This window comes from Pseudomonas graminis (genome assembly GCF_004364335.1).
GTDB lineage: Bacteria > Pseudomonadota > Gammaproteobacteria > Pseudomonadales > Pseudomonadaceae > Aquipseudomonas > Aquipseudomonas graminis_D.
This window is the reverse complement of sequence record NZ_SOCR01000007.1, coordinates 419,232-442,248: the sequence shown is the minus strand read 5'-3', so window position 1 is coordinate 442,248 and position 23,017 is coordinate 419,232. Positions and strand designations below refer to the sequence as shown.

The window sequence follows — 23,017 nt, the reverse complement described above, 5'->3', positions numbered from 1 at the left end:
ACGGAGATCGATTTATCAGGCCGACCTGGTAAGAGCACGGCCTGCCTAACGGCAGGCCGTAACCGGCCCGCACACAAAAAATCTGACAGTCCCGCTAAAGCAGGTCCTACAAGGGCACCGCAATTCCCCCGTAGGACCGGCTTCAACCGAGAAGCGTTTGCGCTGCTTTTGATCTTGATCCAAAGCGTCAGCTGACAAGCGGCACCGCCTCGTCCTCATGCAAATGACACTCCCACCGCCAGGCATCGGCCAGCATCCGCTCCAGCGAACGCCTCGCACTCCAGCCCAGCTCGCTCAATGCCTTTCAGGATCCGCCCAACACCGCGCAATATCCCCGGCCCGCCGTCCCTCGAACACCAGTGGCACGACCACCCCCGACACCTTCTCGAATGCCCGCACCACTTCCAGCACCGAATAACCCAGACCCGTCCCCAGATTCCAGATACTCACACCGTGCTGACCGCGCAACGCATCCAGCGCCTTCACATGCCCCTCGGCCAGATCCACCACATGAATATAATCACGACGCCAGATAGATTTAAAACGACTTCCCGTCGCCAGTCGGGTCAGACATAAATCCACACGTTCCAAATCCCAGCACTGTCGGAGCCCCCCATGAACACATCTCCACCTCAGCCAGGCCGAGCACTCAAACGCGCGGTCACCGGTCCCATGCTCTTGCTGTTCATCCTCGGCGATGTACTCGGCGCCGGGGTTTACGCCCTGGCCGGGACCATTGCCGGTGAAGTGGGTGGGGCGATCTGGGTGCCGCTGCTCATCGCCCTGTGCTTCGCCATGCTTACTGCTGGCTCCTACGCCGAACTGGTCACCAAGTACCCCCACGCCGGCGCCTCTGCCGTGTTTGCCGGCAAGGCGTTCAAGTCACCGTTGATCTCGTTTCTGGTGGGCTTTTGCATGCTGGCAGCCGGCGTGACCAGCGCGGCGGGGCTGTCCCTGGCGTTTGCCGGCGATTACATGGCGCCCTTTATCGACTTGCCACCTCACGTCGTGGCGTTGATCTTTCTGGTGGTCATCGCCTTGCTCAACGCGCGCGGCATCAAGGAATCGCTGTCCGCCAATCTGGTGATGACGGTGATTGAAGTCTCGGGCCTGTTGTTGGTGATCGTTGCCGCTGCCTGGTTTTTCCGCTCCGGCGATGCGGACCTGTCCCGCGCCGTGCAATTCAAGGAAGGCGTCAACCCTGCATTCGCCGTGCTCGGCGCTGCGTTGCTGGCGTTTTATTCGTTCGTGGGCTTCGAGACCTCGGCCAATCTGGCGGAGGAAGTGCGCAACGTGCGCACGGTCTACCCCCGCGCGCTGTTCGGTGCACTGCTGATCGCCGGGGCCATCTACATGGGCGTCGGCATTGCAGCCGCCACCGTCATGCCCATTGAGCAACTTGTGCACTCCTCGGCGCCGCTGCTGGAAGTGGTCAAAGCGTCCCATCTGGGCATCCCGCCGAAGCTGTTCGCTTTCATTGCGCTGGTGGCCGTAGCCAACGGCGCGCTGCTGACCATGATCATGTCCAGCCGTCTGGCCTACGGCATGTCGCGCCAGGGTCTGCTGCCACAGGCGCTGTCGAAAGTGCTGCCGGAGCGGCGGACGCCGTGGGTGGCTATCGTCGCCACCTCGCTGGTCGCGATTATCCTGACCCTGACCGGCTCGCTGGCAACCCTGGCGGAAACAGTGGTCCTGCTGCTGTTGTTCGTGTTCATCAGCACCAATCTGGCAGTGCTTGTCCTGCGCAAGGACATCGTCGACGCCGATCACTTCCGCGTGCCGACATGGGTGCCGGTGCTGGCGATCATTTCGTGCCTGATTCTGCTGACGCAACAGAGCGCCGAAACCTGGCTGCGTGCCGGTGCGCTGATGCTGGTGGGGGTGGCGCTGTATTTCCTTGCGCGAGTGGGCGGGACGCGGCCTGCGTTCAATACCCATCTGGCGGACCCAGACGCCGAGTACTGATCCGGCGCCATGAGTATGGGCGGCGCGACGTCGCCGATACTCGCTGGAACAACCGTCCATACCTCGCCCTTCATGTGTGATTCTCCATTGCCATCATGCGCAAGAAATTGCGCACTCGATCGTCCCCCATTGCCTGTCTGGTGCCCTGCAAGCCACGTCACTTGCCGCCTGCCGAGGAGTGCGCAAGAAGTTGCGCAGGGGTGCGCAACTTCTTGCGCACGTTCACCGTGATGGGTGACCAAACTTCACCCTTTCCCCGCAAGAAATCCCCGCAAATCCTTGTGCCATAAGGGCCGCACGCCTTCTGGCACAACCCTTGATATCTCCGTCGTCCTCTGGATTCGCGATCAACCCTGACCGGTCGCGGTGTTCAGACCGCGGAGAGCACCACCGACGCCTGGTGGTTCGCTGTCCTTCCACGCATTTGCAGCCGCCGATCGCCCCCTTTGCATCGACGTCGGCCGCCACAGCGCATAAGGAACAAGGGATGTTCGCACCGGCCAACCAAGCCCCATTCAGCCTGACCCTCAATGGGCAGGACACGCTGTTTCAAGTGCTGTCTTTCACTGGCCGCGAGCGCCTCAACCAACCGTTCGAGTTCGAGCTGGAGCTGGTCAGCGAACAGGCCGCCCTCGACCTTGAAACCCTGCTTCACGGGCAGACATTTCTGCAGCTGGCCGAGGACGGCACCGGGGTTCACGGGCTGGCTTACAGCATCGCCCAGGGGGATGCCGGCAAGCGTCTGACCCGCTACCGGATTTCCCTGCGACCGCAGCTGGCTTACCTGGCGCACCGGATCAACCAGCGCATCTTCCAGCAGATGACGGTGCAGCAGATCATCAGTCAGGTCCTTGAAGAGCACGGCATCCTTTCCATCGATTACCGCTTCCAGCTCGGGGCGACCTACCCCGAGCGCGTCTACTGCGTGCAGTACGACGAGTCTGATCTGCATTTCATCCAGCGCCTGTGCGAAGAGGAAGGTATCCACTTTCATTTTCAGCACAGCGCCAAGGGCCATCTGCTGGTGTTCGGCGATGACCAGACGGTGTTCCCGAAACTGGCGCCGGTGCTCTATCAGCAGGACACCGGGCTGGTCGCCGACACCCGGGTGATCAAGCGCTTCGGCCTGCGCATGAACACCCGCACCAGCCGCACCACTCGGCGCGATTACGATTTCACCAAGCCGAATTTCCAGCTGGAAAGCAGCGCCGGAAGCGCAGTCATCCCGGAGCTGGAAGATTACGATTATCCCGGCCGTTTCGCCGATCGCGAACGTGGCCGGCACCTGGCCAATCGTGCCCTTGAGCGCCATCGCAGTGACTATCGTCTGGCCGAAGGCAGCAGCGATCAGCCACGGCTGGTCAGCGGTCATTTCCTCGCCCTGACCGGGCATGCCAACCCCGTGTGGAATGACCTGTGGCTGCTGACCGAGGTCTTCCACGAGGGCAAGCAGCCACAGGTGCTGGAAGAAGTCATCACGAGCGACGTCACTGACCTGAAAAGCGATTTCCATCAGGGCTATCGCAACCGTTTCACCGCGACGCCGTGGGACGTGCACTACCGGCCACCGCTGGAGCATCCGAAAGCCAAGGTGCCGGGCACACAAAGCGCCGTGGTCACCGGGCCCGAAGGCGAAGAGATCTACTGCGATCAGTACGGCCGGGTGAAGGTGCAGTTTTTCTGGGATCGCGAAGGCCAGCACAACGACAAAACCAGCTGCTGGATGCGTGTGGCCTCGAACTGGGCCAGCCAGAACTTCGGTGCAATCAACCTGCCGCGGGTGGGCATGGAAGTCCTGATCACCTTCCTCGAAGGCGACCCTGACCAGCCCCTTATCACCGGTTGCCTGTACCACGGCGCCCATCTACCGCCGTACAAACTGCCCGATTTCAAGACCGTGGCGACGGTCAAGAGCAAGGAATACAAGGGCGGCCGTGCCAACGAGTTGCGCATCGACGACACCACCAGCGAGATCAGCATTGCGCTGCGCAGCGATCATGGCGCCAGTGCCATCAACCTCGGCTATCTGACCCATCCGCGGCCTGCCGGCGGTCAGCCCAGGGGCGAAGGTTTCGAGCTGCGCACCGACCGTCACGGCGCCGTGCGCGCCGGGGCAGGTTTGTTGATCACCACCGAGCCGCGTCCCAACGAGTCGAAGCATCACAAGGACCTGCCGGAAACCGCCGAACGCCTGGCCACTGCCGCCGATCAGCAGGACGGCTTCGCGTTGCAGGCCAAGGAACTGCAAGCCCAGGAGCCCGGCGATCAGGATGACGTCGCCAAAGCCCTGCACGCGCAGCATCAGGGCGTGCTTGGCAGCGGCCCGGCGAACAAGAGCGCCAACGAGTTTCCCGAGTTCACCGAACCGCATCTGGTGCTCGCCAGCCCGGCCGGCATCGCTCTCACCACGCCGCGCTCCAGTCACATCGCCACCGGCGAACACCTGGCGTTGAGCAGCACGGGGCACACCAGCTTCTCCGTCGGTAAACGCCTGCTGGCCAGCGCCAGCCAGGGCATGCGCTTGTTCGTGCAGAGCCTGGGCTGGCGTCTGGTCGCGGCCTCCGGCGACATCGACGTGCGCGCCCTCAAGGACAGCATCAACCTGCTGGCCAAACTCAACATCACCGCCAATGCCGAGCGCATCACCCTCACCGCGAAAACCGAGCTGGTGATCCAGGGCGGGGGCAGCGCCACCACCTACAACGCCGCCGGCATCACCCACGTCACCACCGGCCCGTACACCGCCCACGCGGCCAACTTTGCCTACACGTCGGCGAAAAACCTCGCGGGCGTGTTCCCCGAGCCACCGAAACCGGGGCAGGGCGACCTTGAGTTGTTCAACCAGTACGCGGGGCAGCAAGGGATTCAGGGCGGCGGCTTCGAGGTGATCGATGCTCTGGGCCAGCGGCTCAAAGGGTCCCTTGACGCCAAAGGGTTCGCGACCGTTCCCGGCGCTGCACCCGGGCCTGGCAGGGTGGCCTTCGGCAAGGACCCGGCGGACACCTGGACGGAGGGCAGCTTTATCGGCAAGCCCGAATGGCCGGTCATGCCGCCGAGTGCGAGGGCGTTAGCGGCGCCGTTAGAGGCGGCGGTGACCGAAGGGCTGCCGAGCAAGATCTGGGATGTTGCGCAGGTGATGACGGCCGCGGTTGACGTTGGGGCGGCGGGTTTGGGTTCGCCGGCGCTGGCGACTGCGGCTCTGCCGATGGCTTCACGCCTGCTCACCGGGATCATCAAAAGCGGGAAGCTTCCGAGCCTGCCAGCGCCGACGGTCGACGAGGGCTTGCTTGAGATGGCGGGCCTGTTGGACGGCAGGACGCCTTCATGAGCGCGGTAATTGGGGCGCGCGAAGCTCAGGTTGCGATCGTTCCGCTTGATCTGATTCAGCTTGAGGACGTCGGGGCCGGTGCGGCCAATGTCGATGCCTGGCTGCGCGACATCAGCGGCGGTGTTGTTTCCCTTGAGCGGATCAAGAGCGCTGCCGGTTTTTTGCCGGTGGTGGGCAACGTCATGGCGCTGATGGACGCGCTGAATGACATCGTTCGGCTGGCGACGAGCGAAAAGCGCGATCCGCTGGACTGGGTGAGTCTGGGCATCAATCTGATTGGCGTATTGCCGACGCCGCCGTCCATGGCGGCAGCGCGGATGAGCCTGCGGCCGACGTTGTTTCTGGTACGCCAAGAGATGCGTCAGGCGGGCAAGATGGTGTTGGGGGATTCGCTGATCGAGGTGCTGATCGGGCACCTCAACGCGGACATCGTCGGGACGCTTGATGACTTCGTGACCCAGGCGCAGGCCAAGCTTCCCGGGATTCTTGAGGATGCCGGGAAGCTGGGGGAGGGCGTGCTTTTTGAGATCGCTGCCGGTCTTGAAAAGCTGGTCAACCCGGACCTGAACGCCAGGGCCGATGTGCTTGAGGCCGAGCAGTTGGTTCAGGCCGCAGGCGATCTCTGGGCCTACGATCCTAAAGCGGCGATCAGCAATATCTTTGCGGCGGCGGCGGATGTTTGCGCTGCAGCGGGCAAGGGTGCGGTTAATGGAGCCGTCGCGCATTTGGTGCCAGACGCGGTGAAGACGGAGGTGGTCAGACAGGCGGCTTCGTTGCGATCACTGGGCCCGAAGCTTCGGGATCAGATCAATCGTCTGGCGGATCCTGGGGTTCAGAATTCCATTGGTTCGCTCCTGCTCACGCTGGGTGATGCGGTGGTCACCTGGCGGTCGCGCAACGGGCATGGCCAGTCGTTCAACATCAAACCGGGGATGGTTAATCAGGCCAAGCGCAAGGCCGGCGAAGGGAAGCTTGAGGTTGTTCAGTTCGAGAAGCCTGCCAAGGGGCGGCCCAATGAGCAGAAAAACTGCGCCTGTGCTTCTACGGTCAGGAGCATCAGTTTTGCGATGGGCTCGGAGTCGGTCAGTCATACCGATTTCAGTTTGCCCGGGCCGTTTCCAATCGAATGGACGCGGACCTATTGTTCGAGTCTGGATGCTTACGATCATGACGTCATCGGCGCGCGTTGGATCACGCCGTTTACCACCCGATTTGACTGTGTCGATGACGGCTTGGTGTTTCATGACTTCGACGGTCGCAGCCATGAGTTCCCTCTTCCCAAGGTCAAACTGTTTCACTTCAACGCCATTGAAAATCTGACCGTCGTTCGCCTCAGCAAAGATCGGCTATCGCTGATGCGTGGGCTTGATCACCGCGAGACATATCTTCGGCGGGGTGATCGTTTTGTTCTGATCAACAAGGTTTTGCCCAACGGCGCCGGGGTGATGCTGCATTACGAGCATCGCCACGGTGGGCGTTTGGTGCTCTCTGAGTTGGTCACTTATCGGGAAAAGGACGCCCGTAAAGTCCACTTGCGCCTTGGCACGTTGATCGATGATCAGGGGCGTCTGACGGGTGTTTGGGAAATCCGTGATGGCGACGTCAAACGCCAACTGTGCGCGTATCAATACGAGGGTTCTGGCGATCTCACTTTAGCTCAGGACGAAAACGGTTCGGCCTGGCGCTACCAGTATCAGCACCACCTGATTACTCGTTACACCGACCGCACCAATCGTGGTTTGAACCTGCAATGGCTAGGCACTGGAGCCGACGCCAAGGCCGTGCGCGAATGGGCCGACGACGGCAGTTTTGATACACGACTGGCGTGGGATGAAAACATTCGTCTCACCTATGTCACTGACGCGCTCGGCTACGAAACTCATCACTACTACGACAGCCTGGGTTACACCTATCGCATCTGCCATGCCGATGGCCGTTCCGAGTGGTTCTTCCGCGATGCCGCGAAAAACATCATTCGTCACGTCCACACCGACGGCAGCACCGACCGCTATCGCTACGACAAGCTCAGCAATCTGACTGAACACACTCGTGCTGATCACAGCGTCGTCAATTACGCCTACGACGATAAAAGCCATCTGATCAAGATCAGCGATGGCGAGGGCGGGCTGTGGAAACGGAACTACGACCATCGCGGGAATCTGGTTGAAGCGATCGATCCGCTAGAGAACGTTACCGAATACACCTACAACACGTTTGGCCTTCCTACAGCGATCAAGGACGCCAACGGCAACACCAAGGCCCTGGCCTACAACGACGCCGGACAACTCGTTAAGTACACCGACTGCTCGGGCAAGGTCAGCGCTTGGGAGTTCGACGATCGCGGCCAGATGATCCGCTTCATTGATCCGGCAGGCCACAGCACCACGTACGAATACAAAGCCGGTCAACTGGTCCTTATCAAGCACCCGGACAAAACCGAAGAACGCTTCAGCCGCGACGCCGAAGGTCGGTTGCTGGCCCATTCCGATGGCCTGGAACGCTGCACCAACTGGCGCTACAGCGCTGCGGGTTTTATTGCCGAACTCGTTGATGCCGCCGAACAGACCTTGCGCTACCGGTGGGACAAACTCGGGCGCCTCGTTTCGCTGGAAAACGAAAACCAGCGGCGCGCGCACTTTCATTACGACCCTGTGGGCAGGCTGCTGGAAGAAAGCGGCTTCGACGGGCGCAGCACTCGTTACCAGTACGACCCGGAAACCGGGCGCCTTGCCGAGACTATTAACGGCCAGCGCACCATCGCACTGACCTTCGACCCGATGGGCCGCCTGACCGAACGCCGCGCCACGCTTGGAGAGAAATCCCAAAGCGAAACCTTTGCCTATGACGGCAACGGCAATCTGGTCATGGCGACCAACGCCGCCAGCAAGCTGCAATGGTTTCACGACCCAGCGGGCAACCTGCTGCGCGAGCACCAGCATTACTCGAATCTGGATAAACCACTGGTTGCGGTCTGGCAGCACGAGTACGACGCGCTCAATCACCGCGTCGCGACCATCCGCCCGGACGGCCACCGGGTCAGCTGGCTCACCTATGGCAGCGGCCATCTGCTGGGCCTGAAGCTGGACGAGCACGAACTGCTCAGTTACGAACGCGATGACCTGCATCGCGAAGTCGCCCGCCATCAGGGCAACAACCTGCTCCAAACCCAGCAATGGGACCCGGCGGGACGCCTCCACGAACAGCTACTCGGACGCAGCGACGACAAATCCGTCCTGATCAAACGCGCTTACCAGTACGACGCCGCAGGCCAACTCACCGATATCAATGACAGCCGTCGCGGTCCGCTCTCGTATCGCTACGATCCGGTCAGCCGCCTGCTCAGCGCCACGAGCCGGCTGGGCACCGAAACCTTCGCCTTCGACCCTGCCAGCAACCTGCTCGACGACAGCGCCGCGCCCATCCGCCGCCCACTCGACCCCGAACCTGTCCGCCATAAACTCGTGGACAACCTGCTGCGCGACTACGCCGGCAACCACTACGAATACGACGAACGCGGCAACCAGACAGAGCGCTGGACCAACGGCCTGCGCAGTGAACTGCACTGGGACCTTTTCGATCGTCTGGTGCACTTCCGCGATCCACGCCTCACCGTCGACTTTGGCTACGACCCACTCGGACGTCGCCTCTACAAACTCTCCAAAGCCCACTACCGGCCGCGCCCGGAAGCTGGCACCGGCTGGAACGAAAACGAACACACCCGCAAGGAGCGCGAGCTCGGCTGCGGCTTCACCCTGTACGGATGGGATGGCGACAACCTCGCCTGGGAAAGCAGCCCCCCGCCATACGCCGGAGCTCTCGGCCGCACGGTGCATTACATCCACGAGCCCGGCACATTCGTCCCGGTGGCCCAGGCCATCCGCCACGAAACAATCCGCCTCGTCAGCCAGCCGACTTATGAGGGCCGCTACAACTTCAAAGAAGACCCGCTCTGGAACTACAAGCCGGTCGCACTGCCCATCGACGCCCTCGCCTGGTACCAATGCGACCACCTCGGCACCCCGCAGGAAATCACCGACCAAAACGGCCACACCGCCTGGAGCGCGCAATACAAAGCCTGGGGAGAAGCGCAAGAACAGCGCTCGGAGTTCGCGCAACAAATCGGCCTGACCAACCCCATCCGATTCCAGGGCCAATACCACGACCCCGAAACCGGCCTGCACTACAACCGGCATCGGTACTATGATCCAAGGGTCGGCCGGTTTATCAGCAAGGATCCGATTGGCTACAGTGGTGGGCTAAACCTCTATCACTACGTGCCGAATCCCACAGGTTGGATCGACCCGCTGGGACTTTCAGCTTCCTCAGATCTACCAAGAATGAAAGGTCGGAGCGTTGCCAGAGCAGGAGTAATGCTGGAAAGCGCCGGATTCTCAAAAACAAAGGATAACGGTGTGAATGAAATGTGGACTCATAAGGACGGATCCGAGGTGCGAGTTCACAAATACGGGAACCAGAACCCTTGCCGCTACAAGTCAGGTAACAATGCGCACATACACAAAGAGGACCCATCGGAAAACCAGCTTGACGATAAAGGGGAAATAACAACCGATCCAGATAAGTACCATATTGGTATTCGTAACCCTAAAGATTTACCTATTGTCCGGGGGAGACCACACGGATTATGAGCTATGAATTCAAATTAGTATTCGAGGACTCGCTTTCAGCTCGCCATGTCCTTGACTCGGTGAAAACCAGTACTGCATACATTGGTGAAAATGGCGAATGTATTTACTTAAAAGAACTGAGTGTGAAAAGCGAGGCAGCTTATGATGTGAGACTAACGCTAGAGGACTCTAATTCACTCTGGCTCGAAGTGGGCTTTCGATCCCCGAATTTATACGAGTTGCTGAAGGCTGCAATTGACACCAAACAATACAGGTGCTTAGAGGGCGGGGAGCAAGATGATGAAGTTCCATTACATAAGGCCTTTCGTCTTAAGCATCCTCCAACAGTACAGAGTTGAAGGGGACGGACCCCTTTAACTCTCTGAATTCGCCGAAGAAGTCGGCCTGACTAATCCGATCCGATTCCAGCGGGTTCGAATGGGGCAGACTCGTTTATTTTTTCTTTATATCCCCCACTAGCAGCTTGGTAAAATCGTGACCGACACACTGAACGTACCCCCGCTGATCGAACTCCCTGAAAGCCTGAGCCCACTGTTTCTTGCCGCAGGCTGGCCCAGCACTTCCACCGTACCACTACCGCGTTACGTTCCACACAACCATCCTGCCGCTGCTCTACTTAAACAGCTTGCCGGGGTGCAAGTGGGCATCTGCGGCTCAGGAGAGGAGTGTGCTACCAGTGATGTCGTCTTTGGCACATTTGAACACCTGCATGGAAGCGAAGATTTCCTTGAGTGGGAGCAACGCCTGGGCACTACCTTGGTGAGCATCGCCGAAGTCCATCACGGCCACGGCGCGCTGTTGGTGGACGAAAAGGGTTGTTGCTACCTCATGAGCCTCATCCACGACGGGCTTTGGATACAGGGACTGGGCTTTGTTCAAGCCATGGAGAACTTGATATTTGGGCGTAAGACCGGTGAGCGGGCGCAACTCGCAACGCCAGGCGCGATACCGATCTTTTGCACCGGCACCCTATGAAAGACCTGCCCTGCGTTGGGGGCAGAAAATATCGATGGGTTAAAGGGGACGGACCCCTTTAACTCTTACATTGAAAAATGCCGCCAATGATTATTGATCCTTATAAAAGAGAATTGCTGTACAAGAAGGCTCAAGGCAACAGCCTCCATGAAAGATATAAACAAAAGCTAAAATTCCTTCTCGGCGCCGCCCCAGAAGAAAGACTCTTTCTGAGTCTGGCTGAGACAGATAATATAATTAACACGCTAGGAAAAAATGAAAAGATATCTTCGGAATATGCTGAATTCTCCGTTCTGGATGAATGCCTGAAGCATTGCTTATCAAAAGCGGTGGGTGGCGATTATTATCTGCTGATGGACGAGGACTGGCGATATTGTGGCGCATATATTGTCCGCAATTTCAATTTAAATATGGAGTTCGATTTCAACAAGCATCAAAGCGATGAGGTGAGACTCATAAGCACTGACCTTGGTACAGACATCACTATTGACTACACCGAAAGCTATAATGAAGATCTTTTTGAGTTTCGGGTAGGTAAATACGCGCTAACGTAAATAAAAGGGTTAAAGGGGATGGACCCCTTTAACCTCGCCGCGCATCCTCGATGCGTAGCATCAGGAACGCAGGAATCGACGGCCCCTTGGCCGTCAATGCAGCAAGTTAATAGCCTTACACCACAAACCCAGTCCCGCGCGTATTCACAAACAGCGAGTAAATCGAGTGGCTGCTTGCCATAAACAGCCGATTGCCTTCGCGTCCGCCGAAGCACAGGTTCGGGCAGCGCTCTGGCAGCGAGATGTGCCCAATGGCCTTGCCCTGTGGGTTGAACACGCGCACGCCATCGAGTTTTTCCAGGTCGGCCTTGGGGTCGCCGTTGCCGCCCCAGCCGCACCAGAGATTGCCCGCTTCGTCGCACTTCATGCCGTCGATGGCGGCGTAGTCCAGGCCTTCGATGTGTTTGCGGCGTTCGCCCAGTGTGCCGTCGTCCTTGACCGCGATGGCCCAGATCAGACGATTGGGTTTGGCGCGCCCTTCGACGACGTACAAGGTCTTTTCGTCAGGGGAGAAGCACAGGCCGTTGGGACCGGCGAGGTCATCAATCACCCGGGTGACTTTCCGGGTTTCGCCGTCGATGCGATAAACCGCGTGGGGCTGGGTCGGGGTGATTTTGTGGCCTTCGTAGTTGTTGCTGGTCTGGAAGGGCGGGTCGCTGAACCAGATCGAGCCGTCGCTTTTGCAGGCGATGTCGTTGGGGGAGTTGAAGGGTTTGCCGTCGAAGCTGTCCGCCAGCACGGTAATCGTGCCGTTGTATTCGGTGCGGGTGATGCGCCGTCCTTCGCTGGTGGTGGTCGAACCCTCGCAGACGATGAGGCGGCCCTGGCGGTCGCGACACATGCCGTTGGAGAAGTTGGAATGCTCGCGGTACACCGTGAAAGTGTCGGTGATCTCGTCCCAACGCATGATGCGGTTGTTGGGGATGTCACTGACCAGCAAGTAACGCCCATCGCCGACCCAGACAGGCCCTTCGGCCCAGCGCATACCGGTGGCGAGTTTTTCGACGCTGGCGTTGAAGACGCGCAGTTCGAGAAAGCTGTCGTCGAGAATGTGAATGAGCGGATCCGGGTAACGCTGGCTCAGGGGTTCTGCGGCAGACGCAAGGCGGGGCAGGGCGACGCTGCCGACAGTGGCCAGCGTGGCGGAAACAGCGAGGGACTTTTTCAGGAAGCTGCGGCGGGTGTTGCCGCCTGAGCGTTCTAGGGTTTCAGCGTGCTCGGGCAAGGCGGACAGGGATGAGTCCATGTAGCGATCTCCGTTCTATTATTTTTTTACGGGCCGCTAGTAATACCTCGTGATAAGACATCGTACAAGTGAATGATGGATTGGGTATCCAGCTCACCCTCCGAGGATATCGGTGCACAAATGGGCCTCTTCCCGGCTGAAGCCGGTCCCACTAAAAGCAATGCGTGCAGCCAGTGGCACTGGCTTCAGCCGGGAATGGACGTAGAGCGTCATGGGATGCATGCCCACGCGGAGCGTGGGAACGATCATCAAAGCGTTGAGCAGCAAAATTGATGGTGCCCAGGAGGGCCTCTTCCCGGCTAAAGCCGGTCCCACTAAAAGCAATGCGTGCAGCCAATGGGACCGGCTTTAGCCGGGAAGCTTTTGATTCGCTTTTGATCTTCAAACACAAAAAACCCAGACACCACAAAACGCGACTTGGGTGCAGGCTGAACGCAGGTTTCGCGGAGTGGGCCGAGCCGCATGGATGCGGCGAGAGCTGCCCCCCGCCATGGATGGCGGCTGGCAGCGGGCCCACGGAGCGAGACCGGAGTGAAGGAACCCGACGAAGTCGGGCCCAACCAGGAGCACAAGCCCTTGGTTACTTGGGGCTTTATCAAGTAACTCGCCGAAGGCGAAACGTCTGCCCTTAGGCAGACGCTCTTGATCTTCCACAAGGTCGGGCACGCTTTCATGCCGAGCGAAGAGCAAAAACCTACTTCGCCCTCAACCCCTCACGCACATCCTTCACATCCGATCCAGACACTGCCGGCGCCGCATTGCCCCACGTATTACGCACATACGTCAGCACATCCGCGACATTCTCATCCGACAGATTCCAGCCAAACGCCGGCATCGCCGGAGCCGTTGGCGCAGCATCCGTCGCACCCGCACGACTGCCCGCCAGCACCACACGAATCAGCGACGACGGATCATTGCTGTTCACCAGCGGCGCCATCGCCAGTTTCGGGAACAGGTTGGCCGCGCCTTCACCCGTCGGCGTATGACACGCCGAACAGCGATCCGCATAAATCGCCTTGCCCGCCACCATCGCCGCATCATCTGCAGCCACTGGCTTCGCGGCCTCGACCGGCTTGGCGCCATCCTTCAAATACACCGCCACCGCCAGCAAATCCTCATCCTTCCAGTGCTGCGAAGAATGCTCGACTTCCTCAGCCATGGGCCCCGACGCGATGTCGAAACGGTTCGCGCCCGTCTTCAGGTACTTGACGATGTCCGCCTCGCTCCACGCACCAATGCCATCGTGGCCAGTGGAGGTGATGTTTGGCGCGACCCAGTTCTGCAGATTGGCGCCGGTGAGGAACTGATCGTTCTTGTCACCGCCAATCAGGTTCTTCGGCGTATGGCAGGTGCCGCAGTGGCCCAGGCCTTCCACCAGATACGCGCCGCGGTTCCACTGCTCGGACTTCTGCGGATCGGCCTTGAACTCGCCTTCCTTGAAGTTGATCAGGTTCCAGCCGATCAGACTGGTGCGCACGTTGAAGGGGAAGGGCAGCTGGTTGGTTTCCACCTTGTTCTCTACCGGGTCCACTGTCTTCAGGTACGCGAAGATCGCCAGATTGTCCTCACGCAGCACCTTGGTGTAGGCGGTGAACGGCATGGCGCCATACAAACGCTTGCCATCCAGGCCGTGGCCTTTGGACATGGCGTTCTGGAAATCCTCGAAGCTCCAGCGGCCGATGCCGGTCGCCGGGTCCGGGGTGATGTTCGCGCCGGCCAGCTTGCCGAACGGCGTATCGAGGATCACGCCGCCGGAAAACAGCGGTTTGCCCGGGATCGTATGGCACGCGGTGCAGTCGCCGAGGGTGGTCAGGTAGCGGCCCTTTTCCACGATGTTGTAGGAATCGGCGCCAGTTGCCCCATGAGCCAGTGAAACAGACAGGCCGATTACGCCTGCGCAGACGGTCAGAAGAGTCTTCATACGCTGATCATCTCCCCTGGACGCTTGAGGTAGCGGGTGCGGATGGCATCCGCCGCTTTGAAGGCCAGTGCCGCGACGGTACCGGTCGGGTTGTAGCCAGGGTTCTGCGGGAAGGCGGATGAGCCGACCACGAACAGGTTGGGCACGCCCCACACTTGCAGGTGCTTGTTCACCGAGCTGTTCTTCGGGTCGGCGCCCATGATGAAGCCGCCGACGATGTGCGACGACTGATACGGCGCGCTGTTCCAGTGCCCTTGCTGGGAACTGGGCACCATTTGCCGCGGGTTCATGCTCTTGGCGATCTCGCCGACCTTGCCGGTGACGTAGGCGGCCATTTTGCGGTCGTTCTCCGGGAAGTCGAAGGTGATGCGCAGCAGCGGGCGACCCAGGGGATCTTTGTAGGTCGGGTCCAGCGACAGGTAGTTGGTACGCGTCGCGTAGCTGCTTGCCTCACAGCCGATGGACATGGTCGCGGCGTAGTTCTTCACCGTGGCTTTCTTCCACTCCGAACCCCAGGCCGGGGTGCCGGGCGGGAGAGGGCGGGAGTCGATGGGCGCAGCGCCGATCGGGGTCACGCGGGTGCTGCCGCCCCCGACGAAACCCAGACCCGAATGGTCGAAGTTGTCGTTGTTGAACTCGTCGATGCCCATGCCGATGGCGCCGCCGCCGATAAACGGGTTGAAGTTCTTGTCATCGAAGAACATGCGCACGCTGTTGGCGGTCTGGTAGGCGTAGTTGCGGCCCGTGGTGCCGGTGTTGGTCACCGGGTCATACGGCTGGCCGACGCCGGACAGCAGCATCAGGCGCACGTTTTCAAAGATGAACGCGCTGATCACCACCAGTTCGGCGGGCTGTTCCCACTCTTCGCCGTTGGAATCCATGTAGACGATGCCGGTGGCGCGTTTGCCGCTGCTGTCCATGGTCACGCGCAGGACTTCGCAGTTGGTCATCGCGGTGAAGTTCGGCTTGCGCACCAGCACCGGCAACACCGTGGTGATGGCGCTGGCCTTGGAGTAGTTGGCGCAGCCGTAGTTGGTGCAGAAACCGCAGAAGGTGCAGGCGCCCATGGCCACGCCAAGGGAGTTCACGTACGGACGCGAGAGCAAGGCCGACGGCACCGGGAACGGCTTGTAGCCCAGGTTCTTCGCGGCTTCGGCGAACAGCGTCGGCGCGTAGGTCTGTTGCGTCGGCGGGTTCGGGTATTCCTCGGAGCGCGCGCCTTCAAAGGTGTTGCCGCCTTCCTGGATCACACCCTTGATGTTGCCGGCCTTGCCGGAGATGCCCGCCAGGCGATCGAACTTGGTGTAGAACGGCTCCATTTCCTCCCAATCGGTGCCCCAGTCCTGCAGGGTCAGTTCGGGGGACAGCTCTTTGCCGTAACGCTCGGTGAGGTGGCTGTGCAGCCGGAATTCGTGGGGCTGGAAACGAAAGGTGATGCCGGCCCAGTGATTACCCGCGCCGCCGGTACCATTGCCCGGGTGAAACGAGCCCCAACTGCGCATGGGTAGCGCTGTCTCGGTCAGGCTGTTGCGCATTGTCGTGGTGTTTTGCCGGGTCCTCGCCATCAAGTCCTGGCGGCGGTTATAGCGCAGTTCGTCCGCCGCCGAGGCGACGTTGAAGTCAGCCGCCGTATCGCGCCATGGGCCGCGCTCGAAACCGATGATCTTCAGGTTTTCATCGGCCAGTTCATTGGCGATGATGGATCCGGCCCAGCCGAGCCCGACAACCACGACGTCCGTGGAAGGTAGTTTTTTGGCCATGTCGAATTAACCCTTCTTGGTCCAGGCGGAGCTGCCGATGATGGAGAGCGGCACCAGATTGAGCTTCTGGTTGTGCAGACCGATGTACTCGCGGTAGTCGTAGCGGGCACCGGGGAAGCCGATCATTTTCCACGACACCATGTCGCGGTTGCCGCCGTACACCGGGTCGGCGAAGAAGCCTTCCATGGTGTTGCCGAGCACTTGCTGGAAGAACAGCTTTGAGTCAATGCCGTCCAGCGCGATTTCGCCTTTGTCCAGACCGGTCAGGACCTTGTCCTGTTGTTCTGCGGTCAGGGCGCTGAAGCTTTTCTGGAACTGCTTCTGGCAATAGCCTTCAAGGCCTGCGAGGCCGAGACGGTAGCGCTGGCGCGGCACCAGTTCCGACTGGTCACCCTGCATCGGCGTGCCCTGAACGAAGGGGCCCTGCATATACAAACGGCTGAACGTGCCGTACTCGCCGGCCAGCTGACGGTCGATAAACACCGCACAACCAGCGTCCTTGCCGCTGACGCTGAGGTCATCGGCGGGGATCAACCGGGCGACGATGGCTTCCACCGCAGTGGCCTCGGCGTCGGTGAAGAATTGCCAGCCGGGGGTGTCGTAGTGCATCGGACCGTTGTGGTCGAAGGGCACCCACTGCGGAACGCCGACGACGGTGGCGGCCTGGGCCGTAGCGGCGGCGCCCACGGCCAGCGTCGTGGCTGAACCTTTCAGCAACTGGCGGCGGGTGAGGCCTTTGGGTTTGTCTGTCATTCAGGGCTCCTGCAAAACCACGCCCCCACAGGCCATTGGGAATGGTCCGTGCCGGGGCTGTGCTCTGCGTTCTTTATCACGGGTATTGCCGCGCATACGATGTGCACGGCAAGTGGCTCTTGGCGGGGTGTGACATTGGGTCTCTGGCAGCTCAGCGGGCGAATAGCGCACGCTAAGCGGGGAGTTGCCGTAACTGATCCCTGTTTTCTCACGCCAACTGACATGATAAATGTGTTACGACGTGTTGCGGCGGGTGAATTCGTTAAATGACTCTTACCGATTGCGTAACAGTCGCGGTCCATTCCAGCAACAATTGAGCGAACAACGAGGCGCATCTTCGTCCTGCAACAGCCAGGCGGGCTGCGCGACGGGGCGAGCAGGGGGGCGTGAACCTGACAGAATCTTCATAAAGCCGAGCCCGTCGCCACGACCACTTCTTGGTATCGTGCACGCCATTTGCGTCCCGTCTGTTAAGCCGGGGTGCTGACTGTACCGTCTATCTGTTCACCGAGTAGCTGCAGAAATGCCCGATCCAATACCTTTAAAAGACCACGAGAAGGAAACCCGGCTGGTCAACAAACGCTTGATCGCCTGCGCCGTTTTCGTGGCCATGCTCAGCGTCGCGCTGGTGTGCCGCATGTATTTCCTGCAAGTCACCGAATTCGCCTACCACTCGACCATCTCCGAAAACAACCGCGTGCACGTGCTGCCGATTCCCCCGGAGCGCGGGCTGATCTTCGACCGTAACGGCGTGATCCTTGCCGACAACCGTCCCAGCTTCAACCTGACCATGACCCGCGAGCGTGCCGGGGACTGGAAGGCGGTGATCGACGAATTGATGCAGATCCTCAACCTGCCGGACGAAGACCGCATCATCTTCGACAAGGCGATGAAAAACTCGCCCCACCGCTTCGTGCCGGTGACGCTGTTATATGAACTCACCGAAGAGCAGATCGCCCTGCTGGCGGTCAATCAGTTCCGCCTGCCGGGACTGGACGTCGAGGCGCAGTTCGTTCGCCACTACCCGCTGGCGGAGCATTTCGCCCACTCCATCGGTTACGTCGGGCGGATCAACGAGAAGGAAGCGACCCAGCTCGATCAGGTGGAATACCGTGGCACCCAGTCCATCGGCAAGACCGGCGTCGAGCGCTTCTACGAGAGCGAGCTGCACGGCCACGTCGGTTATGAAGAAGTGGAAACCAACGCCCAGGGCCGTGTGCTGCGGGTGCTCAAGCACACCGACCCGGTGGCTGGAAAAAACATCACCCTGAGCCTGGACATCAAGCTGCAAGAGGCGGCGGAACACGCGCTGGGCGATCGTCGCGGCTCGGTGGTGGCGATCGACCCGGCCACCGGCGAAGTGCTGGCGATGGTCAGCAAGCCGAGTTTCGACCCGAACCTGTTCGTTACCGGCATCAGCTTCAAGGAGTATTCGGCGCTGCGTGATTCGGTCGACCGGCCGCTGTTCAACCGCGTGCTGCGCGGGCTGTACGCCCCGGGTTCGACGATCAAGCCCGAAGTGGCCATTGCCGGTCTGGACAGCGGCGTGATTACGCCGTCGACGCGGGTGTTCGACCCGGGTTATTTCCAGCTGCCGGACTTCGACCACAAATACCGCAACTGGAACCACAGCGGCGATGGCTGGGTGGACCTGAACGCGGCGATCATGCGCTCCAACGACACCTATTTTTATGACCTGGCGCACAAGCTGGGCATCGACCGCCTGCACGACTACCTGACCATGTTCGGCATTGGCCAGAAGGTCTCCCTGGACATGTTCGAAGAATCGGCGGGCCTCATGCCGTCCAAGGAATGGAAGCGCATCACTCGGCGTCAGGCGTGGTTCCCCGGCGAAACAGTGATCCTTGGCATTGGCCAGGGCTACATGCAGGTGACGCCGCTGCAACTGGCCCAGGCGACAACACTGATCGCCAGCAAAGGCGTGTGGCACCGTCCGCACCTGGCCAAGGAAATCGGCGGTTCGGCGCCGGTGGACGAGCACCCGATGCCCAACATCGTGCTGCGTGATTCCCACGAATGGGACCAGGTCAACAACGGCATGCAGGCGGTGATGCACGACCCGCGCGGCATCGCCCGTGCGGCCGCGCAAGGTGCGCAATACCGCATTGCCGGCAAGAGCGGCACTGCGCAGGTGGTGGCAATCAAGCAGGGCGAACGCTACAACCGTGACAAAACCCTTGAACGCCACCGCGACAACGCCTTGTTCGTCGGTTTCGCGCCGGCCGCCAATCCGAAGATTGTCGTGGCAGTGATGATCGAGAACGGCGAAGCGGGCGGGCGCGTGGCCGGTCCCGTGGTGCGGGAAATTCTGGATGCCTGGCTGCTGGATCCGGACGGCCACCTGAAACAGCAATACGCCACGCCCAGCGCCACGCCGGTCAATCCGAAAGTGCAGATCGCCGCGCCGAACAAGGCAGTGGGCCAACCGCCGGTGTGAGGGTGGGAGGCCCAATGCTCGCTCCCCGGGCGGCCTTGGACTCGCACCTGGCGCAGTCCCCTTAGCGGCGGATGCGGGCCCGGCGCACGACGGATTCCCTTCGCGGGCGATGCGGGCCTGACGCATGACGCATTGCCCTGTAGGAGCCGGCTTGCTGGCGAACCCGATCTCTCCGATACGCAACCGGTGACTGACACCACGCATTCGCCAGCAAGCCGGCTCCTACGGTCTCCGGCCCTCTCAAAAATGGCGCCCACCCACACGCACTGAACTGTGCCCGGCGTGACAGGTCGATTTGAGACCACGCGTGATGTCTGTTCCGGCCTCCCGCGCTCATTCGACTCGACAAGGAACTTGCCCCATGTCCAGCAGAACCATCGCCGACTACCTCGCCCAAACCCTCGCCGCAGCCGGCGTCTCGAAGATCTGGGGCGTCAGCGGCGACAGCCTGAACGGTCTGACCGACAGCCTCCAGCGTTTGGGCAAGATCAAGTGGATGCACACCCGTCACGAAGAAGTCGCGGCGTTCGCGGCAGGGGCGGAGGCAGCGTCCACCGGCAAGCTGGCGGTCTGCGCGGGCAGTTGCGGTCCGGGCAACCTGCACTTGATCAACGGCCTGTATGACTGCCACCGCAGCGGGGTGCCGGTCCTCGCCATCGCCGCGCAGATTCCGTCCTCCGAGATCGGCCTGAACTACTTTCAGGAAACCCACCCCACCGATCTGTTCAAGGAATGCAGCCACTTCGTCGAAACCGTCAGCACCCCGGAGCAATTCCCCCGGGTGCTGGAGCGGGCCATGCGCGCGGCCATCAGCCAGCGCGGCGTGGCGGTGATCGTGATTTCCGGCGACGTCGCCCTGAGCGCGGCACCGGACATCAAACCCGAGTGGGTCGATCACGCTCCTGCGCGGGTCATCCCGGCAGAGGCCGACCTGCAACGCCTGGTCGACCTGCTGGACACATCGAAAGCGGTGACCATCCTCGCCGGCGCCGGCTGTGCCGAGGCCCACGATCAGGTGGTTGCGCTGGCCGAGAAGTTGTCTGCGCCGGTGGTTCACGCCTTGCGCGGCAAGCAGTACATCGAATACGCCAACCCCTTCGACGTGGGCATGACCGGCCTCATCGGCTTCAGCTCCGGCTACCACGCGATGATGGCCTGCGACACCCTGGTGATCCTCGGCAGCAGCTTCCCGTACCGCAATTTCTACCCGGAAAAAGCCAAGGTCATCCAGATCGATATCGACCCGACCGCCATCGGCCGTCGCGTGCCGGTTGCTCTCGGTCTGGCGGGCGGCATCGCTGAAACCCTCGACGCCGTATTGCCGCGCCTCAAGCCTCACACCGACCGCAAATTCCTCGACAAGGCGCTGGATCACTACGCCAAGTCCCGCGAAGAACTCGACGAACTGGCCACGCCGTCGGGCCACGGTGAGCCGATTCACCCGCAATACCTCACGCGACTGGTTGACGCCTACGCCGACCCGGACGCGATTTTCACCGTGGATGTCGGCACGCCGACGCTGTGGGCTGCGCGATACCTGACCATGAACGGCAAGCGCTCGCTGCTCGGCTCCTTCAACCACGGCTCCATGGCCAATGCGATGCCTCAGGCGCTGGGTGCGAAAGCGGCATTTCCGCAACGGCAAGTGGTCGCGCTCTGCGGCGATGGCGGCTTGTCCATGCTGATGGGCGACTTGCTGTCGATCCGCCAGCTGAACCTGCCAGTCAAGCTGGTGGTGTTCAACAACAGCTCGCTGGGTTTTGTCGCGATGGAGATGCAGGCGGGCGGGTATGTGCCCCATGACACCGATTTCAACAGCACAAATTTTGCCAACATCGCCATCGGTGCAGGGATTCTGGGGATTCGCGTGGAAGACTCGGCTGACCTGCCCAATGCCCTGAAGAAAGCCTTCGAGCATCCAGGGCCGGTGGTGGTGGATGTGGTGACCGCGAAACAGGAACTGGGCATGCCGCCAAAGATCAAGCTCGCCCAGGCGAAAGGCTTCAGCTTGTTCATGCTCAAAGCCGTGATGAACGGCAAAGCAGACATGGTGCTGGAATTGGCGAAGACCAACCTGCGCTGATTTGGTTAGGCAATGGGTCCGCGGATACACCGCGACCCTTTGCAGGATTGCGCACTCATTGTAGGACCGGCTTCAGCCGGGAAAGCGTCAGTGGATACGCCGCAAGAGCGAGGGTGTTCACACAGGCCTCTTCCCGGCTAAAGCCGGTCCTACTGATTATTTTTTGCCCCGCAATCGCGCATTTCTTCTCACCCTCGCACCACCCTGAATCACCAAAATCCCCCCTCTAAAATCTCTTTAAAAAAGCATTGTAAGCGCGCGAAATGCGATGTTATGTTGCTAACATCTTGTAGCAAAATGACCGCCGAGTAACATTGTCGCGATCTTTACAACCCGGTTCTACCTGCGGAAATCCCATGGAAAAAAGCCCTTTCCTCGATGCTCTTGAACAGCGGTTCAGCGACCTGACGCCGACCGGCAAGCGCATCGCTGGCTACCTGCTGGCCAATCCGCAGAAGCTGCCGTTCGAGACCGCCGACAGCATCGCTCAGCAGACCGGCACCACCGGCATCTCGGTCGGGCGGTTCCTGCGGTCGCTGGGCTATCGCAACATCGACGACGTCAAACAGAGCCTGCGCGGTGACAGCGCCAGCCCGTGGGTGATCACTGATCGGCTCGGCGCTTTTCGCGAAGAGAACACCCAGGGCGATGCGCTGGAACGTTCGATGAACCGCGAGGTGGAAGCCATTCAGCGGGTCTATGCCCTGGCACGCAGCGAAACCTTCGCCCGCATCGTCGAGCGGCTGCACAGCGCAGACGCCGTGTTCATCGTTGGCATCCAGACCACCCGGGGCATCCTCAACGCGTTTTTCAGCCACCTGGAGTACATCCGGCCCAAGGTCTATTACGTCGACGGCTTGTCCGGCACCTACGCCGAATCACTCAACTCGCAATTCGAAAATCCCTACGCCGTGATTGCGGACTTTCGCACCTATTCCGCCGTCACCCGGACCTTCTGCGAAGTCGCCCATCAGCAGAACGTCGGCCTGGCCTTCATCACTGACTTTCACTGCCCGTGGGCCCGGGATTACCCGAGCGATCTGCTGCAGCTCAATTCCGATGTCGGCCAGTTCTGGGATTCCCTGGCGCCGCTGACCTGCCTGTTCAATTTGATGGTGTCGGCGGTGGCCGATAAATACGGCGACCGCCTCGACCAGAGGCTGGCAAAGAACCGTGAGCTGCAACAACTGTTCGGCCAGTTTGAATAAACCGGATTGTCCGGTTGAAACCGGCTTTACATAAGCAACAGCTTCCCGGCTAAAGCCGGTCCTACGGGAGTAAGCGGGGCCTGCTGAATGACTCGCGCTTTTAGTAGGGCCGGCTTCAGC

At 60.6% G+C, this 23,017-nt stretch carries 13 protein-coding genes and 1 pseudogene; 9 read left to right on the top strand and 5 right to left on the bottom strand.

Annotated features, from left to right (window positions below; translation table 11 throughout):
• Positions 1-187 precede the first annotated feature (187 nt).
• Positions 188-525 (bottom strand): annotated as a pseudogene (locus EC919_RS16025) (UDP-glucose 4-epimerase GalE); the annotation flags it as partial.
• Between the two features lie 90 nt (positions 526-615).
• Between EC919_RS16025 and EC919_RS16020 the strand changes: the two are divergent.
• The 6 genes from EC919_RS16020 to EC919_RS15995 all read left to right on the top strand — a co-directional run bounded on the left by EC919_RS16020 (position 616) and on the right by EC919_RS15995 (position 11,468).
• The gene (locus EC919_RS16020; RefSeq protein WP_133775402.1) at positions 616-1,965 is read left to right on the top strand and encodes an APC family permease; all 1,350 of its coding nucleotides are present in this window, start codon (positions 616-618) and stop codon (positions 1,963-1,965) included.
• A gap of 487 nt (positions 1,966-2,452) precedes the next feature.
• The gene (locus tag EC919_RS16015; RefSeq protein ID WP_133775401.1) at positions 2,453-5,293 is read left to right on the top strand and encodes a type VI secretion system tip protein VgrG; all 2,841 of its coding nucleotides are present in this window, start codon (positions 2,453-2,455) and stop codon (positions 5,291-5,293) included.
• Positions 5,290-9,939: an RHS repeat-associated core domain-containing protein gene (locus EC919_RS16010; protein ID WP_133775400.1), complete on the top strand. Its 4,650-nt coding sequence runs from the start codon at positions 5,290-5,292 to the stop codon at positions 9,937-9,939. The genes EC919_RS16015 and EC919_RS16010 overlap by 4 nt, the downstream gene beginning before the upstream one ends.
• The gene (locus tag EC919_RS16005) at positions 9,936-10,277 is read left to right on the top strand and encodes a hypothetical protein (RefSeq protein WP_133775399.1); all 342 of its coding nucleotides are present in this window, start codon (positions 9,936-9,938) and stop codon (positions 10,275-10,277) included. Before EC919_RS16010 ends, EC919_RS16005 begins: the two co-directional genes overlap by 4 nt.
• Positions 10,278-10,413: 136 nt before the next feature.
• The gene (locus EC919_RS16000; protein WP_243842270.1) at positions 10,414-10,914 is read left to right on the top strand and encodes an SUKH-3 domain-containing protein; all 501 of its coding nucleotides are present in this window, start codon (positions 10,414-10,416) and stop codon (positions 10,912-10,914) included.
• 86 nt (positions 10,915-11,000) lie between these two features.
• Positions 11,001-11,468: a hypothetical protein gene (locus EC919_RS15995; RefSeq protein ID WP_133775398.1), complete on the top strand. Its 468-nt coding sequence runs from the start codon at positions 11,001-11,003 to the stop codon at positions 11,466-11,468.
• 115 nt (positions 11,469-11,583) lie between these two features.
• Here the strand turns inward: EC919_RS15995 and EC919_RS15990 are convergent, their stop codons facing one another.
• From EC919_RS15990 to EC919_RS15970, 4 genes are all read right to left on the bottom strand, one after another.
• On the bottom strand, positions 11,584-12,714 hold the full coding sequence (locus tag EC919_RS15990) for an SMP-30/gluconolactonase/LRE family protein (RefSeq protein ID WP_166650560.1): 1,131 nt from the start codon (positions 12,712-12,714) through the stop codon (positions 11,584-11,586).
• A 694-nt stretch (positions 12,715-13,408) separates the two neighbouring features.
• The gene (locus EC919_RS15980) at positions 13,409-14,635 is read right to left on the bottom strand and encodes a c-type cytochrome (RefSeq protein WP_133775397.1); all 1,227 of its coding nucleotides are present in this window, start codon (positions 14,633-14,635) and stop codon (positions 13,409-13,411) included.
• The gene (locus EC919_RS15975) at positions 14,632-16,395 is read right to left on the bottom strand and encodes a GMC family oxidoreductase (protein WP_133775396.1); all 1,764 of its coding nucleotides are present in this window, start codon (positions 16,393-16,395) and stop codon (positions 14,632-14,634) included. Before EC919_RS15975 ends, EC919_RS15980 begins: the two co-directional genes overlap by 4 nt.
• A 6-nt stretch (positions 16,396-16,401) precedes the next feature.
• On the bottom strand, positions 16,402-17,148 hold the full coding sequence (locus EC919_RS15970; protein ID WP_133775395.1) for a gluconate 2-dehydrogenase subunit 3 family protein: 747 nt from the start codon (positions 17,146-17,148) through the stop codon (positions 16,402-16,404).
• A 523-nt stretch (positions 17,149-17,671) separates the two neighbouring features.
• On the opposite strand from EC919_RS15970, the gene mrdA reads away from it, so the two are divergent.
• From mrdA to EC919_RS15955, 3 genes are all read left to right on the top strand, one after another.
• Positions 17,672-19,606, top strand: a complete 1,935-nt coding sequence (mrdA, locus tag EC919_RS15965; protein ID WP_133775394.1) for a penicillin-binding protein 2 — start codon at positions 17,672-17,674, stop codon at positions 19,604-19,606.
• 361 nt (positions 19,607-19,967) lie between these two features.
• Positions 19,968-21,689 (top strand): ubiquinone-dependent pyruvate dehydrogenase, encoded by a 1,722-nt coding sequence (gene poxB / locus EC919_RS15960; protein ID WP_133775393.1) that lies wholly within the window; start codon positions 19,968-19,970, stop codon positions 21,687-21,689.
• A gap of 356 nt (positions 21,690-22,045) precedes the next feature.
• The gene (locus EC919_RS15955; protein ID WP_133775392.1) at positions 22,046-22,897 is read left to right on the top strand and encodes a MurR/RpiR family transcriptional regulator; all 852 of its coding nucleotides are present in this window, start codon (positions 22,046-22,048) and stop codon (positions 22,895-22,897) included.
• The last annotated feature ends 120 nt before the right edge of the window (positions 22,898-23,017 follow it).